Source organism: Streptomonospora arabica (genome assembly GCF_039531585.1).
Classification (GTDB): Bacteria; Actinomycetota; Actinomycetes; order Streptosporangiales; family Streptosporangiaceae; genus Streptomonospora; species Streptomonospora halophila.
Window position 1 is genome coordinate 156,869 of record NZ_BAAAQI010000007.1, and the last position, 15,509, is coordinate 172,377.

The 15,509-nt window shown below is 69.6% G+C and carries 17 protein-coding genes; 12 read left to right on the plus strand and 5 right to left on the minus strand.

Features of this window, described 5'->3' with window-relative positions:
* The first annotated feature begins 323 nt into the window (after window positions 1–323).
* The 9 genes from ABD284_RS14125 to ABD284_RS14165 all read left to right on the plus strand — a co-directional run bounded on the left by ABD284_RS14125 (window position 324) and on the right by ABD284_RS14165 (window position 9,988).
* Window positions 324–1,571: an Nramp family divalent metal transporter gene (locus tag ABD284_RS14125; protein WP_344143419.1), complete on the plus strand. Its 1,248-nt coding sequence runs from the start codon at window positions 324–326 to the stop codon at window positions 1,569–1,571.
* 334 nt (window positions 1,572–1,905) lie between these two features.
* Window positions 1,906–2,130: a hypothetical protein gene (locus tag ABD284_RS14130; protein ID WP_344143420.1), complete on the plus strand. Its 225-nt coding sequence runs from the start codon at window positions 1,906–1,908 to the stop codon at window positions 2,128–2,130.
* 192 nt (window positions 2,131–2,322) lie between these two features.
* On the plus strand, window positions 2,323–2,883 hold the full coding sequence (locus ABD284_RS14135; protein ID WP_344143422.1) for a MauE/DoxX family redox-associated membrane protein: 561 nt from the start codon (window positions 2,323–2,325) through the stop codon (window positions 2,881–2,883).
* A gap of 25 nt (window positions 2,884–2,908) precedes the next feature.
* Window positions 2,909–3,451: a TlpA family protein disulfide reductase gene (locus ABD284_RS14140; protein ID WP_344143423.1), complete on the plus strand. Its 543-nt coding sequence runs from the start codon at window positions 2,909–2,911 to the stop codon at window positions 3,449–3,451.
* Complete coding sequence (locus ABD284_RS14145; RefSeq protein WP_344143424.1) at window positions 3,451–5,361, plus strand: ABC transporter ATP-binding protein; 1,911 nt, start codon at window positions 3,451–3,453, stop codon at window positions 5,359–5,361. The genes ABD284_RS14140 and ABD284_RS14145 overlap by 1 nt, the downstream gene beginning before the upstream one ends.
* A 14-nt stretch (window positions 5,362–5,375) precedes the next feature.
* A complete protein-coding gene (locus ABD284_RS14150; protein ID WP_344143425.1) occupies window positions 5,376–5,921 on the plus strand; it encodes a S26 family signal peptidase in 546 nt (181 codons plus the stop codon).
* Window positions 5,922–5,931: 10 nt separating this feature from the next.
* A complete protein-coding gene (locus tag ABD284_RS14155; protein ID WP_344143426.1) occupies window positions 5,932–7,500 on the plus strand; it encodes a helix-turn-helix domain-containing protein in 1,569 nt (522 codons plus the stop codon).
* 523 nt (window positions 7,501–8,023) lie between these two features.
* Window positions 8,024–9,046, plus strand: a complete 1,023-nt coding sequence (locus tag ABD284_RS14160; RefSeq protein ID WP_344143427.1) for a GlxA family transcriptional regulator — start codon at window positions 8,024–8,026, stop codon at window positions 9,044–9,046.
* Window positions 9,047–9,109: 63 nt separating this feature from the next.
* Window positions 9,110–9,988, plus strand: coding sequence for an aldo/keto reductase (locus ABD284_RS14165; protein ID WP_344143429.1), 879 nt, complete (start codon window positions 9,110–9,112; stop codon window positions 9,986–9,988).
* 56 nt (window positions 9,989–10,044) lie between these two features.
* On the opposite strand, the gene ABD284_RS14170 is transcribed toward ABD284_RS14165, so the two are convergent.
* The 3 genes from ABD284_RS14170 to ABD284_RS14180 form a co-directional block, all read right to left on the minus strand.
* Entirely contained in the window at window positions 10,045–10,422 is a 378-nt protein-coding gene (locus ABD284_RS14170) for a DUF2255 family protein (protein ID WP_344143430.1), read from the minus strand.
* Window positions 10,423–10,900: 478 nt separating this feature from the next.
* On the minus strand, window positions 10,901–11,731 hold the full coding sequence (locus ABD284_RS14175) for a helix-turn-helix transcriptional regulator (RefSeq protein WP_344143431.1): 831 nt from the start codon (window positions 11,729–11,731) through the stop codon (window positions 10,901–10,903).
* Window positions 11,732–11,965: 234 nt separating this feature from the next.
* Window positions 11,966–12,142 (minus strand): hypothetical protein, encoded by a 177-nt coding sequence (locus ABD284_RS14180; RefSeq protein ID WP_344143432.1) that lies wholly within the window; start codon window positions 12,140–12,142, stop codon window positions 11,966–11,968.
* Between the two features lie 60 nt (window positions 12,143–12,202).
* On the opposite strand from ABD284_RS14180, the gene ABD284_RS14185 reads away from it, so the two are divergent.
* Window positions 12,203–12,982, plus strand: a complete 780-nt coding sequence (locus ABD284_RS14185) for an SDR family NAD(P)-dependent oxidoreductase (protein ID WP_344143433.1) — start codon at window positions 12,203–12,205, stop codon at window positions 12,980–12,982.
* Window positions 12,983–13,166: 184 nt separating this feature from the next.
* On the opposite strand, the gene ABD284_RS14190 is transcribed toward ABD284_RS14185, so the two are convergent.
* Window positions 13,167–13,340, minus strand: coding sequence for a hypothetical protein (locus tag ABD284_RS14190; RefSeq protein WP_344143434.1), 174 nt, complete (start codon window positions 13,338–13,340; stop codon window positions 13,167–13,169).
* A gap of 116 nt (window positions 13,341–13,456) precedes the next feature.
* Here ABD284_RS14190 and ABD284_RS14195 point away from each other — a divergent pair, with 116 nt between their 5' ends.
* Window positions 13,457–13,675, plus strand: coding sequence for a hypothetical protein (locus ABD284_RS14195; protein WP_344143435.1), 219 nt, complete (start codon window positions 13,457–13,459; stop codon window positions 13,673–13,675).
* Entirely contained in the window at window positions 13,675–13,899 is a 225-nt protein-coding gene (locus ABD284_RS14200) for a hypothetical protein (RefSeq protein ID WP_344143436.1), read from the plus strand. Before ABD284_RS14195 ends, ABD284_RS14200 begins: the two co-directional genes overlap by 1 nt.
* Before the next feature lie 556 nt (window positions 13,900–14,455).
* Here ABD284_RS14200 and ABD284_RS14205 read toward each other — a convergent pair.
* Window positions 14,456–15,439 carry a LysR family transcriptional regulator gene (locus ABD284_RS14205; RefSeq protein WP_344143437.1) on the minus strand — a complete coding sequence of 328 codons (984 nt, stop codon included), beginning with the start codon at window positions 15,437–15,439 and terminating at the stop codon, window positions 14,456–14,458.
* Between the last annotated feature and the right edge of the window lie 70 nt (window positions 15,440–15,509).

Here is a 15,509-nt window from a genome sequence, read left to right on the forward strand (position 1 = left end):
AAAAATTATTCACATCCATTGGTGCAGAGGACGTAAAGCACGCAGCGGCGCCGCGTTTGCGCAGGCAGGCGACACGGAAGGCCACGACGCAGGCTTTCTGCACCGGATACGCCGAATGACAGTGCAAGAAGAAACTCGCGCTCCTCGCCACCGGATCCCTAACGTGTCCCGGGTAATTCCGGCGGAACCAGTGGTTGCCGAGAGACGAGAGCAGGGTGGAGCGGGACCCGTGATCCGGGCTCCGCCCCAGGCAGGAACGTCAGCGATCGGCAACCACCGGCACCGGACCGGTCTCACCCACAGACCAGTCCTAAGGGGCGCACTTGCTGCGAACTGAGCAACGCACGACCAGTTGGAAGCTCATCGGGCCCGGCATCGTCGTCGCCGCCACCGGCGTCGGGGCCGGCGACATGGTCGCCAGCCTCGTGGCAGGCGAGAAGTTCGGATACGCACTGCTCTGGGCGGTCGTACTCGGCTGCATCGTGAAGATCGCCCTGGCCGAGGCCGCGGGCCGCTGGCACCTCGCAACCGAGCAGACCATCTTCGACGGCTGGCGCAGCATGGGCGTCTGGACGTTCGCCTTCTTCGGCCCCTACATCGTCATCTGGGGGTTCGTCTACGGTGCCTCGGCGATGTCCGCGACGGCTCTGCCACTCGCCGCACTGTTCCCCTCGGTCCCGCTCTGGGTGTTCGCGATCCTCGCCGGAATCTCGGGACTGGTCTTCGTCTGGTTCAACCAGTACGCCGTGTTCGAGAAGGTCATGACCGCCCTTGTCGGCGTCATGTTCGTCACCGTCGTCGGCCTGGCGGTCTACATCGGGCCCGATTTCGGGGCGCTGGCCGCCGGGCTGGTGCCGTCCAGCCCGGACGAGTCGCTGTTCAACACCCTGGGCCTCATCGGCGGCGTCGGCGGAACCATCACCATGGCGGCCTACGGTTTCTGGGTCAACGCCAAGGGGTGGCGCAACGCGGCCTGGATCAGGATGATGCGCTTGGACAACCGGGTCGCCTACATCACCACCGGCGTCTTCGTCGTCGCGATGCTCATCGTGGGCGCGGAGATGCTCAGCGCCGGCCGGGTGGCCCTGGCCGAAGGGAGCGAGGGCCTGGTCAGCCTCGCCGATGTGCTGGAGGAGAGGTTCGGCCGGATCGTCTCGGTCGTGTTCCTCATCGGCTTCTTCTCCGCCGCCTATACCTCGATCATCGGCGTGTGGCACGGGGTGAGCCTGATGTTCGCCGACTTCGTGGGCAACATCCGCGGCAAGGCCAACCGGCCGGTGGAGGAGCGGGAGACCAGCTGGGAGTTCCGGGCCTACCTGCTCTGGCTGACCTTCCCGCCGATGCTGCTGCTGGCGGTCGGCAAGCCGGTCCAGCTGGTCATCGCCTACGGCGTCCTCGGCTCCGCGTTCATGCCCTTCCTCGCCTTCACCTTGATGTGGCTGCTGAACTCCCAGCGGACGCCGCAGGAGTGGCGCAACGGGATCGTCAGCAACGTCGGGCTCACCATCGCCGGAGGACTGTTCCTCGTCCTGTGCGCCAACGAGATCCTGGGCCGGCTCGGTGTCACCTGAACGCGGCAGCCGACCGCCGGCCTGAACGCGGCGGAGGGGGCACGGCCGCGGGGAAGCGCGCGCCCTCCGCCGTCCGGACGCTCCCAACGAGCCGGGGCCTCCGAGGGAGCCGAACCCGCGCGCGAGAAATGTGCTCCAGTGGGTTCCGATGCGGTCGAGCGGTTTTCGGATAAAACTGTTTCCGCCGCTCGAGCGCGTTTGATGCATGCCTTTATCGTCGTCCCATCAGGGCTTGCGGTGATTTGAAAAAAATTCCGCCAACACCTTGATCGTGGCCGCGGGCATGTTAATTTAATTGCGCACGCCCCACCGCAATAAGAAAGGAATGTTCTGCATGAAGATCATGGATTCCGTCTCCCGGATCGGTGACCGGATGCTCGCGAGCGTCGTCCCCGAGGCCACGGCTCAGGCCGACCAGTTCGAGTGCTCCTGGGAGCAGTCGTGCCGGCTCCCCTACTGCGGGAGCAACGTCTTCCTGACCCTGTACAACCGCAAGGTCTGCGCGGGCACCTGGGAGCCCAGCTACGGCCCCTGGGAGCGTGTCGGCTGCTACTGCTAGGCGCCGGCCGAGCCTGATCCCGCTGCCGCCGGGACCGTGAACCGGCCGTCCGTCCGGCGGCGGCGTCCTCCGGATTCGGGTTCCGCACCCCTCGGAACCCGAATCCGGTATTCGAGTCCGCGTGGCCCCCGGTCCCGCAAACGCATCGCATTCACCACCGCCGGTGCACGTGAGAAAGAACGAGGTCTGCGCATGCTGCCTTACGCGGCTCTGGCATTGCAGATGGCGGTCGCCGGAGTATTCCTGGTGTCAGCGGTGGCCAAATTCCGGCCGACCGCGAATGAGGAGACATGGTCGATTCTGGCGGGCCTGCTGCCGGTGCGGCGATTTCCGGTGCGGGCCGCGTCACGGGTACACGCCGCCGCCGAACTGGCCCTGGGGCTCACGCTCCTCGGCGGCCTCGCCGCGGGTACCGTCCTGCGCGCCGCGGCGCTGTCGGCGGCCGCCCTGCTGCTCTCGGCGTTCACCGCTCTGGCCGCCTACGCGGCCCGGTCGCAGACGGCGATCCCCTGCCCGTGCTTCGGACGTTCGAGCTCCCTGCTGGGGTGGTCCCACGTCTGGCGCAACCTCGTGCTCACCGGCGTGGCGCTGTCCGGCCTGGTCTGCACGGTCGTGGCCGACCCGGGGGCGCCGGTCCGGCCGGGAGGCGCCGCCATCGCCGCCGTCGTCGCACTCGTCGTCACGGCGCTGACCGTCTTCTATGACGACATCGTCGACCTGTTCGGCACCCCGGACCGGCTGCAGCGCGTCTAGACCCGACCTGAGAGTGGAAGGCACCATGGAGATCCTCGTTGGATTCGTCGTACTGATCGGCGCCGTCGCACTGGTCAACCTGCTGCTGACCTTGGCAGTGGTCCGCCGGCTCCGCCTGATGAGCGAGCAGCCCACCACTCGGTCGGCGGCGCCGCCGGAGCTGGACGAGCTCCCCGCCGGCCGCCCGGTTCCGCCCTTCCGCGGCCGCACGCTCACCGGCGAGCCGATCGCCGCGGACGACCTGCTCGGCCACGAGACGGTCTTCGCGTTCTTCGACACCGGGTGCTCGGTGTGCAAGACGACGATCCCCAAGCTGGTCGGCCACGCCGACGCGAACGGCCTCAAGCCGGGCCAGGTCGTGGTCGTCATCGGCGACGGGGGAGGCGAGCCCGATGAGTACGCGCGGGAGCTGGACGGCGCGGCGACGGTGATCGTGGAGCCGCGGCTGGGGCCGGTCGCCCAGGAGTTCGGGATCCAGGGGGTTCCGGCGTTCGTCCGGGCCGACGCCGAGGGCGTCGTCATGCGTTCGGGGACCTCCGTCGCCGCGCTGGCGCCGGTGAGCGCCTGATGGCGGTGGCGCAGACGGCCGGGTCCGGCGGCCGCGCGGGGCTCGGCGAGTCCGTGCGGCGGATGGGGCACGCGCTCGCTCTGGCCTGGCGGGCCGGCCCCTTCACGGCATCGCTGTATCTGGTCACGACCGTGGTCCTGGGACTGTTGCCGGCCGGAGTCGCCCTGCTGACCAAATGGCTGATCGACGCCCTGCAGTTCACCGGCACAGCGGCACCGGCCCCCACTCCGTCGGGACCCGGGATCTCCCCGATGGTGCTGGTCGTGCTCATCGGCCTGATGGGCCTGGTGCAGGCGGTCGGTTCCTACCTCTCGACCTACCTGACCTCGCGGATCAAGCGCGGCGTCACACTGGTGGTCCAGTATCGGCTCTACTCGGCGGTGAACCGCTTGAAGGGCGTGCGGAGGTTCGAGGACCCCGCCTTCCGGGACCGGCTGCGCCTGGCCCAGCAGGCGGCGAGCACTGCACCCGACGCGGTGATCCAGGCACTGTTCGGCGCTCTGCAACGACTTCTGACGATCACCGGTTTCCTGGGCGTCCTCGTGGCGATCAGCCCGGTCATCACCGTCATCACCATCATCGCGGCGCTCCCGGCCCTGTTCGTGCACCTGTCGATCAGCCGCCAGCAGGCGTCGATGATGTGGCGGATGAGTCCGCGTACCCGGCGCCGGCTGTTCTACCAGACCCTGATGCTCGACCTGGCCGCCATCAAGGAGACCCGGCTCTTCGGCGCGGGCGGCTTCCTCCTGGGGCGGATGCACGACGAGACGGTCAGCGTCAACAACGCGGAGGAGCGGCTGGACCGCAAGGTCCTGCTCACCCAGGGACCGCTGTCGGTGCTGAGCGCGCTCGTCGCCTCGGGCGGCCTGGTGTGGATGATCGCCGCGACCATGCGCGGCGAGTTCACCATCGGCGACGTCTCGGCGTTCATCGCGGCCGTCGCCGGTGTGCAGGGGGCCATGGCGATGATCGTCACCGACATCACCCGGGGGTACCAGTCCCTGCTGATGCTGGGCCACTACGTCGACGTGGTCCGGGTGGGGCCCGACCTTCCCGTCCCGGCGGATGCACGGCCCGTCGCACCGCTGCGCGGCGAGATCCGGCTCGACGACGTGTGGTTCCGCTACACCGACGACGGCCCCTGGGTGATCCGCGGCCTCTCGCTGACGATCCCGGCCGGTAGTACCCTCGCGGTCGTCGGCCTGAACGGCGCGGGCAAGAGCACCCTGGTCAAGCTCCTGTGCCGGATGTACGACCCGACCTACGGCAGCATCCGCTGGGACGGCGTGGATATCCGGGAACTGTGCGTGGACGGCCTGCGCTCCAGAATCAGCGCGGTCTTCCAGGACTACATGTCCTACGACCTCTCGGCCCGGGAGAACATCGGCATCAGCTCCCTGGAGCACATGGACGACTCCGACCGGATCGACGCGGCGGCGCGGGACGCGGGAGCCGCCGACTTCGCCGCGGCACTCCCCCGCGGTTACGACACCATGCTCTCCCGCATGTTCCATCAGGACGAGGGAGACGGATCCGACGGGGTGACGCTGTCCGGCGGGCAGTGGCAGCGGTTGGCGATCGCGCGGGCGCTGATGCGCCGGGGACGGGACCTGCTGTTCCTGGACGAGCCGATGTCCGGGTTGGACGCGGCGGCCGAGCAGGACCTCCACGACCGCCTGCGGGTGCTCCGCGCGGGCGCGACGACGGTGTTGACCTCGCATCGCCTCGGCACCCTGCGCTACGCGGACCGGATCGTCGTGGTGCAGGAGGGCCGGATCACGGAGGAGGGCGGGCACGACGCGCTGATGGCGGCCCGAGGGGAGTACGCCCGCCTCTTCTCCCTCCAGGCGGCCGACTACGCGGACGCCGACACGCCGGTGCGCGATGCGTCGAACGCGCTTGCAACGTAGGGATCGGGGTGGACATGGTGGTTGCCGCAACCGGAGCAGCGGTGGTGCTGGCGGCGCTCGCCGCGCTCTCGTGGGCGGGGCGCCGCTACGCTGCTATCACCGTCGAGGGGCACAGCATGCGGCCCGCGCTGGAATCGGGGGACCGGGTCCTCATCCGGCGCGGTGCCCGCCGCGCGGGCAGGGGCAGCATCGTGGTGGTGGTCCGCCCCCGGATCCAGTCCGGTTGGACGGAAAGCGGCCCCGTCGAGCGGAGGCTCGCCGGCGGCGAGTGGTCCATCAAGCGCGTGGTCGCCGTGGCCGGAGACCCCTACCCGGAGCCGATCGACCGCCCCGGGCTCGTTCCGGAGGGGCACATCGCCGTCCTCGGCGACGACCCGGTCAGCGTCGACTCCAAGCACCACGGGCCCTGCCCGCGTGACCGGGTCCTGGGCGTCGTGGTGCGGCGGCTCGGCTCCCGGGACGCCCGCCCTGCGGCGGCCGGCGCGGCCGCGCCGCACGGAACCGCCCCCAGCCGCGGAACCGAGCCCGACCGCGGCGGTATCCGACCGAAACACCAGTGAGCACGGGACGATGAGGACAGAGACGACGAGCGGCCCCGGTCGGCACGCCGAGGATGAGGCCGCGGACCTTCGGGAAATGCAGCGCGTGGTCAACGCGGCCGACGGCGTGCAGGGCCTTCTGCGCTGGCTGGCCCACCGGTTCGACGGCAAGGCCGCGGTCCTGGACGCCGGCGGACTGGTCAGGTGCTCCTTCCCCGCGGAAGCGGCGGGCGCCGCCTGGGCGGAGTTCGCGCCCGCCGCTCCCGGCGGAGACGCGCGCCGGCGGCCGGGGCAGGGCGTGCAACCGGTTCTGGAGCGCCGGACGCGTTCGGCGGTGCTCGACGTGGGCGTGCACGAGACCCATGTCATCGCCTTGGACGACGGCCGGCCCGGGCCGGCGCTCCTGGTGTCTGTGCCCGGTCGGCTCCCCTCCGGCGCGAGCGGCTTGCTGATCGATGCGGCCCGGCTCCTCGGCCTGCGATGGCGGTTGGACGAGGCGGAGCGGCAGCAGCGCGTTCTGGCGGTGGCCGGCAACCGCGCCAGGGAGGCGGTGGTCCAACTCCTCATCGTGGGCGCCACCGAGGAGGCGACCCGGGTGGCGGACGTCCTCACTCCCTCCCTGCCGGAGCGGGTCTGCGTCATGGTGGTGGACTCCCCGCCGGAATGCCGCAAGGACGTCGTCGACCGCTGCGTCGCCGCGTCGAAGGGCGCAGCGTGGGTGTTGCGCTGCCGGGTGTACAAGCGGCACACGATCGTGGTCGCCCCCAACGGCGCGGCCTCCGACGGCCGCCCGACCGCCGCCGCCCGCTTCGACGGGGTCCTGCGCGACCTGATCGACGACACCTCCGGGATCAGGATCGGTGAGAGCCCCGGCCTCGCGCTCGGCGACGTCGGGATCGGCTACGAGCGGGCGTTCCAAGCCGTGGCGGCGCAGCGGGAGGCGGAACGCCACGCGGTGTTCGATGGTCGTGGGGAGCTGCCCCGCGTCCTCGGCGAGGAGGCCCACGAGTGGGCGCGAGCGCTCCTGAGCCCGCTTCTCGACTATGTGCCCGAGCGGCGCCAGGACCCGGACGGTCGGGAGCTGCTGTTCACCCTGCGCGCCTGGCTCGACTTCCGCGGCGGCGCCGCGCGACAGCTCAACCTGCACCGCAACACCGTCAACAGCCGCCTGCGGCGCGTCGAGGCGCTGCTCGGAGTCACGCTGTCCGACCTGATGGCGTCGGCCCGGTTGCACCTCGCCCTCCGCGTCATCGCCGAGCACCGCATCCCTCCTCCGGAGACGGGCGCGACCGCCCCACCCGACCTGGCGCTTCTGCTCAGCACCGAACCGGTGCACCGATGGGCCGATGAGCTGCTGAAACCCATCCGCGACGGGCGGGACGACTGCCTGGAGCCCACCCTGCGCGCCTGGCTCGACTGCGACGCGAATCTGGAGAGCACCGCAGCCTCGCTCGGGGTATCGCCCACCGGCGTCCGCAAGAGGCTGGTCAAGCTCGAGAATGCACTCGGCCGGTCCTTGCTGAAGGGGCGGTCGGCGCGCTACGACCTCGCGATCGCAATGAGCGTCGCCGACAGCCATTGCAGGAGCGGCGGTCTCTGACGGCGCCCGGACGGAGCGTGTCGACCACCCGGTGCGCCTGCGTCGAAGTACGGCGCGGAGCGGTGGTTCGGAAATGGTGGCTCTTCCTTCGACTGATGCGCAGGTGATGTGCGCGGTGGCGACGCGGTGCCGGGCGTTATTGCGCTGACCGGCGCCGAAAACGGTCTGTGGACCGCGGACGCGCCTATCTTCATGGGCTACGCTAAAACGTTGACGTCGAACTCCACGCCCGCGCCCGTCCGACGTCGCCCCCTCGCTGACCAGGAACGCAAGGTGCAGGCCGACGACGTCGTAGGACCGCACGGCGGCACCCGCCTTCATGCGACAGATCGCCGACGGGTCCAGGCGCAGCGGTTCGCGGCCAGCGCTGCGGCGCCTGGAATCGTTCTGCGATCGGAGAACCCGAAGAGGCCTGGCTACCAGTCCTTTCCGGCCACTGAAGGCAGCGATCCAGAAGCAGCTCCCGGCTCCTTCGGGCGCCGGAACCCGCAGTTCTTGGCACCGATACCCCTAAGGACGTCCATTGGGCACCGACGACCATTGCCACTCGGGTCCGACAGTCCGCCACCGGGTCGCCGTGCTCGGCCTCGACGGAGTCGGCACGTTCGAGGTGGCGCTGGCCGTTCAGGTCTTCGCCGCCGCGAACGACCACGCCGGCGTTGAACTGTACGAGGTTGCCGTGGTCGGCCCGGACCGGCCAGTGGTCACGCGGACCGGATACGCCACCAGCTACGCCCTGCTCCCGAATCAGGCGCTGACATGGGCGGAATCCGCACACACCGTCGTCGTTCCCGCGGTTCCGGCCCTGCTGAGCCCCCCGCCCGAGATCGCCGCCACCATCCTGCGCGCGCACGCCGGCGGCGCCCGGATCGTGGCACTCTGCCTGGGCACTTTCCTGGTGGCCGATACCGGCTTGCTGGACGGTCTCCATGCGACCACCCACTGGCACTGGGCCGATCAGCTCGCCGCGTCCCATCCCCGGATCCGGGTCCACGCCAAGCGCCTTTTCGTCGAGAGCAGCGGAATCTTCTCCTCCGGGGGCGGCACCGCCGCGCTGGACCTGCTTCTGCACCTGGTCGAAAGGGACCAGGGATCCGCACTGGCGACGGAGATCTCGCGATTCATGGTCGCCCCGCTCCGCCGTGACGGCGACCATGCGCAGGACACAGGATGGAACGTCCCCGAGCGCCCCCGTTCCGTGGTGGACACCCTGCAGTGGGCGGAAGAGCACCTCGACGAGGGGCTCACCGTCGCCGGGCTCGCGCAGCACGCCGGAATGAGTGTCCGCACCTTCTCCCGGCAGTGCCGCAACGCCCTCGGTATTCCCCCGATCGAGTGGCTGCAGCGAGCTCGGGTGCGGCGCGCCCAAGAACTGCTGCAACGCACGAACTGGACCGTGAACCGCATCGCTGAAGCCAGCGGTTTCCGGTCCGAATCGGCGCTGCGCTACCACTTCACCAGACTCGCCGAGATGCCCCCGGGACAGTACCGGAGCCGGTTCGGTGCCGCCCGTGGCGAGCGGCCCACGACGGTCCGGCTGACCTGATGTTGAACGTTTGTGGCCGACATCCGGCAGCGCAGCGGACTTCGCTTGGCCGAAACTCGGGGCATGAGCGACACACGGACGACGACCGGCGCGGACACGGTCAAGATCGGAGACAAGACGGTCTCCCGGATAGCCTTCGGCGCCATGCGACTGGCGGATTCCGCGATCTGGGGTCCCCCGGGAGACCGCGACCACTCGATCCGGTTGGCCCGGAAAGCGGTGGAACTCGGCGTCGACCACATCGACACCGCAGACAGCTACGGCCTCGGCACCGTCGAGGAGATTCTGCGGGAGGCCCTGCATCCGTATCCTGACCACCTGCTCATCGCCACGAAAATCGGCCAGGTCCAGCCCCGGCCCGGCGAGTGGGTACCTGTCGGCCACCCCGCATTTCTGCGCCACCAGTGCGAGATGAGCCTGCGTCGGCTCGATGTGGACCGGATCGACCTCCTCTACCTGCACCGCGTCGACGCGAACGTGCCCTTCGCCGACCAGGTAGGCGCGATGAAGGAGTTGCAGGACGAAGGCAAGATCGCCCACTTCGGCCTGTCCGAGGTCGGACGCAAGCAGATCGAGGACGCCCGCGCCATCGTCGACGTCGCCGCGGTGCAGAACATTTACAACCTCTCGACTCGCCTGTGGGACGACGTCGTCGAGTACTGCACGCGCGAACGCGTTCCGTTCGTCCCGTGGTTTCCGATCATGAACGGTGAGCTTGCACAATCCGGCGGTGTTGTCGCCGAGATCGCGGCTGAGACGGGGGCGACGCCGGCGCAGATCGCATTGGCCTGGCTGCTGGCCCGTGCCGACATGATCTGTCCCATTCCCGGCACGTCTTCGATCGCGCACCTCAAGGAGAACGTCGACGCGTCTTCCCTGCGCCTGACCGATACTCAGATCAGCAGGCTCAGCGAGCCTTCCGCGGGCCTGTCGGGCCAATGACGGCACAGGGCGGGCGGTCATGCCGACGGTTTCCGCAGTCGTCGCTGCTTCCCGCGCTATCGGCGGTCGAGTCGCAGCGTGGCCGCCGCCGCCGTGGGCGTCACCATGGAACCAGCTCCCGCACGGCCGTACTTGGCACGGTAGGCGGCGTCGACGTCAGCGGTGACTTGGGGCGACCCATCACCGATGTCGTCGATAGCGACGTCGGCTTCCAGACGGGGAACGCGGATACGGGCCCGCCGTGAGCGCAGCGCATGCCCGAACCAGCCGGTGTCCCGCCTGTACCAGGTGCGTACGTAGGCCTGTCCGCCGGTGCACACAACCCATATCGGCACCCACCCCCGCAGGCTACCGTCGGAGCGTTCGACAGCGATCTCCAATTCGCCGACCGAATCCAGTCGACGCAGGTCTTCGGGAGACCATGAAGCAGTCATTGCCGCGCCCCTTCTCGGTAGTTGCCTGCCACCTGCCACGGTTGTCCCTGCTCACAATAAGTGGGACACGAAGAGGCCGCGGGCCTCCGAGGCGACATGGCGGATGACCTGGGGGAATCGACACGGTGGCGACATAAGAGAACTGACGCCGCCGATGACAGAAGAACTGGGCGCCGTATCGGAACACTGACGTATGCCGCCGCGATCGCCCGCTGAAAGCCCGCCGCTGCCGTCCTCTAGTGTTGTCAAGCAAAGACGCAGGTAGAGGAAAGCTCAGCGAGTTGAATCGGTAGTGGGGCCCGGTCGTCTTGTGGCCGGCCGTACAGGCCCTGAGCTCGCATAGCTACGGCGAACGAACACGTAGCTCAGAGTGATGACTGCAACGCTTGGTGATCAGACGACCGTGGCCGGCTCGCCTTTCGTCGTCGGTGGCGGTCTCGAATAGTCCACAGCTGCGGACGGTGCGGCCCTCGGTCGGTCATCCGGTGAGCAGCTGCGTCCCTATCACGGAAAGGAGCGCCAGGCGGTCGGCGCCTTCGGTGCCGGGCTGAGCTGTGTAGACCATGATGCGCAGGTCGCTGCCGGCGACGCTGAGGACGTCACAGTCCAGGGTGAGGGCGCCGACCTGAGGGTGGTCGATGGTCTTGCGGCCGGCTTCGTGCTCGCCGACGGCGGCGGATTCCCACAGATTGTCGAATTGGGTGCTGCGGCGGCGTAGTTCGGCGATGAGGGAATGCAGGTGCGGGTCGTCTGGGTAGAGGCCGGCGGTGCGGCGCAGGTCGGCGACCTGCGCCGCTTGGAGTGCACCCTTCGATTCGGTGGTGTGGCGTACGCGGTTGTGCGGGTTGAGGAAGTTGCGCCAGACCGCGTTGAGGTCGTTGCCGTGCCATTCCCCCATGAGTGCCGTGTAGAGGGGGTTGGCGAGCAGTTGGTTCCAGGCGGCGTCGAAGACGGCGACCGGTGTTCCGGTCAGCCGGTCCAGCATGCGGTGGACACCGGGGGTAATGTGCTGCGGGACCGTGCCGGGGCGCGGTGGGGCGAGGCCGGCCAGGCGGAAGAAATGGTCCCGTTCGTCCTGAGTGAGTCGCAGGGCGCAGGCGAGGGCTTCAACGATCTGGCGCGAGGGGTTGGTGGCGCGTCCCTGTTCCAGCCGGATGATGTAGTCGGCGGAGATGCCGGCCAGCTGGGACAGTTCCTCGCGGCGCAGCCCGGCGGTGCGCCTGCGTCCGCCCGCGGACAGGCCGACGGCCTGGGGCAAGACGTGGTCGCGCCAGTGACGCAGGGCCGCGCCGAGTTCTGTGGTCGCCATGCCCTCGATTGTGGCAAGAGAGACGTTCACCTGTCCTGGTACCGCCGTTCCCATGAAAATGGGTGTACTACCTAATCATCCGTTTCCTGCCGACCGTGGAAGCATGACAAACCACGACCGCAGGAACGGTCCGTCGTGGGGTTCATCGGGCCTGGTGACCCGGGCCTGCCCGTGGCCACCGCGATCGCATAAGCGGGGCTTCCCGTGCGCGCCTGGGCCCGGCACCCTGCCTCCCTAGACGGCCTCGGTCAGCTTCCCCACCAGCAGCACGACACGGTCGGTGAGCCGGCTGCCGACTGCGACATCGTCTGCCTGTGCGTGCGCACCGACGACGACGTTCTCCGTCGGCGACCACCACCTCGGTGACGACCAGCCCGAGGCCGTCGCCGAGCAGTACCGCGCCGAATACACCTGACTCCACCAGGGCCGCACCCCGGCCACTTCGGCCGACACCCGAAAGGAACAGCACGCATGAGCAAGCTCGCCCTCGTCACCGGCGCCACCTCCGGCATCGGCAAGGCATTCGCCGAACGCCTCGCCGCGGACGGTTACGAGCTGATCATCGTCGGCCGCAACAAGGAGCGCCTTGAGGAGTTCGCCGCCACCCACACCGGCGTCAAGGTCCGCACCGTCGCTGCCGACCTGTCCACCGACATCGGCGTCGACACCGTCGCCGAGCTCTGCGCCGGTGAGCCGCTGACCATGCTCGTCAACAACGCCGGCGTCGCCCACTACATGCCGCTCGCCGAGTTGCCTGCCGACAAGGCCCGCGAACTCGTCCATGTCAAGGTGGTCGCCCCCACCATGCTCACCCGCGCCGCCGTCGCGGGCATGCAGGAACGCGGCGAAGGAAAGATCATCAACGTGGCCGGGATGATCGCTTTCAGCGGTCCCGCCGGCAAGTCCGTCATGCCCCGTCGCGCCGTCTACGCCGGCTCCTTGGCCCATCTCGTCGCCATGTCCCAGACCCTCAGCGCCGAACTGGAGGACACCGGCGTCCAGGTCCAGGCGCTGTGCCCCGGCGTCGTCGCCACCGAATTCCACACGCGCCAGGGCCTGGACATGAGCGTGGTGCCCCGCATGTCCGCCGAGGACGTCGTCACCGCCGGCCTGCGCGGCCTCGAACTCGGCGAAGTGGTCTGCGTCCCGGGCGTCGAAGACGCCGGCCTCCTCGACGCCGTCTTCCAGGCCGACCTCGCTGCCTTCGGCGGACAGAGCCCGGAACTCGCCTCCCGCTACCGGATCAACTGAATCAGCCCACCACACAGCCCCGGTCGGCTGCGCTCCTCTATCAGGGGGTGATACTTGCTCGACGCGCGCGGGGACGCACTGAAGCCTGCATGGACGCCGTCGGCGACGTCGGCCGGGGCGGTTCGATCGGCGATCCGGTGCGGGCAAGGCGATGCCGGCGTGGCGCGGATCGTCCGATGGTGGATCAGTGCAGGTCACGTCTTGGCTGCGGCGTACCCGGACCACGCGGGCGAAGCGTCCCGGTCACGCACCCGGCAATGTCGATGCCGGCCAGCAGGCCGGCCACGGCATCGATCTCGCTGGCCTTGTCCTCGACGCGGACGTGGGCAGCCGTGTGGCCGGTCGGCAGCCGGTGCATGCAGGGCCGTAGTCCGTCGCGGCGGAATCGTTCGGGAACCGGTCGGGGCACGCGTACGTCCGCTCCCCTGGAAGCCAGTGTCACGCCCCGGACACCGACAAGGGACGGAGACTTCCGTGGACGAGTTCATGAGCGGACTGAGCGATCCGCTGACCATCTTCGCGCTGCTCTACATCGCCTGTGCGATCGCGTTGATGTTCACGCCGACGTGGCGCCTCCTTCGGTCCAGTATCTACAGTGGGACCGAACCCTCATCCGGGGCGATGTGGGTCCTGCGCCTCTCCCTGCTGTCGACCAGCCTGATGGTCGCCGTGTTCGCGGTGCTGTACCGGTGATGGCGGGGATCGTCGACGCCGTGCTCGACCCGATGCACCTGTTCGTGCTGGTCGGTGTGGTCGCGCAGATAGCGGTGCTGGTCAAACCGGAGAGCATCTGGCGGCAGCGGGGCCGGAACCGCCTCGACGCCCTGCCTCCCCGCCTGGCCACGGTGTTCGTTTGGACGACCCGAGGGGCGGCACTCATGGCCATCGTGGTGCTGGTCGCCTTCCTGTTCGTCTGACACCGGTGTGCGGGGGGGCGCGTGCCGAGCGCTCTTCGCACACCGACACATGCGGGCGCGGGCGGAAAGCAGCAGGAGAATCGGATCCCGGACGTGCCGGCTCGCCGGTGGGAGAGAGCCTCGCCGGGATCGGCCCCGCAGAGCGACGAGATCGGCCTACTCGTCGCGGAGCCGGTCGCCGGCGCCCGAGGTCCCCTCATCGGGAACGATCGCCGCCTTCGTGACCCCGCTCAGAGATGCCCGCCGGGGAGGGGAGCGTTGCCGCGGCCCCTGCTGATCGCGGGTGGTGCTGCCTCCTCCCCTCCGCGGCGAACGACGCTCAGCACCCGGCGAAGGGGCGCCGACGCCCGTGGGCCTTCGAGGCGCGGCCCGGGAGCGCGCGTGGTCGCAGCGCTCGCCGCCGCGCCGTACCGATGCGGCGTCCGCCGTCGACAGGCCGGTCGAGGAGACGCTCCAAGAGTCGGCGAACGGCCGGCCGCATCGGTGGCCGCACCCGAGCCGGTCGGGAAGGTGCGGATTCGGGCGGGGCGGCTCGATCGGGTGCGTGCAGCCGCGCTCAGCGATCCCGCCCGGGGCCGTCTCCGCGACGGGGCGGTTCGTGGTCGGAAGCAGTGCTGCGTTCCAGCCGCTGGTCGAGCGCGCGGCCGACGTCGGGGCAGTTGTCCCGAACCGTGTTCAAGAACGAATCCAGCACGCGGGAACGGTCGCCGGCGCGAAACGACAGGGTCAGGTCGGGCAGTTGTGTGCGCGGTGCCACGTCGCACAGCCAGACGTCCGGCCGCGCGTTCAGCCGCATCCGCGAGGGGCCCAGGCCGACTCCGACTCCGCACGCGGCCAAACCGGCGATGGTGTGCACGTCTCTGGCGACCGTTGCGGCCTCCAGCGTCCACGACTCGGGGCCGAGCAGCCGGCGCAACCCGACGGCGACGGCCGGCTCGTCCTCGCCCGGCGCGACGATGAGCTGTTGGCTGCGCAGCTGTTCCGACGTGATCGTCCGCTGTCCCGCGTAGGGGTGGGTGCGGGCCACCACGGCTACCAGACGGTCTCGGCCGATGGTGACCGAAACCAGCGACTCGGCGCCCGTTCCGCGCGGCGGCCCCAGTCCGACGGCCACATCCAATTCGCCCGCGACCAGTGCAGAGGTGCTCCGGCTCGTCGACATCTCGTGCAGAACCAGGCGCACGTCCGGCCGTTGCGCTCCGAACCGGCTCAGCACGACCGGCAGCGGGTCCAGCAGCGCGGAGGCGACGAACCCCAGGCTCAGCCGCCCCGTCTCCCCGCGGTCCGCCCGCGCGGCGTCGATCGCGGCGGCCGAGGCCTCGGCCAGCGATCGGCGCGCCCTGGTGAGGAACGCGTCACCCGCGGCCGTGGGGACGACGCCCCGTGCGGTCCGGTCGAACAGGCGGGCCCCGACCTCGCGTTCCAGGGCCGCGATCTGCTTGGACAACGGCGGCTGCGCGATCCCGACGGCCGCCGCGGCCCGGCGGAAACTCCCGTGGTCGGCGAGCGCCACGGCGTAGCGCAGGTGCCGCGCCTCCATACCGACTCCTCACGGGGCGAGTGATACCTCGTGGATATCTTGGGTTCCGCTGTCGACTATACGAGGACAT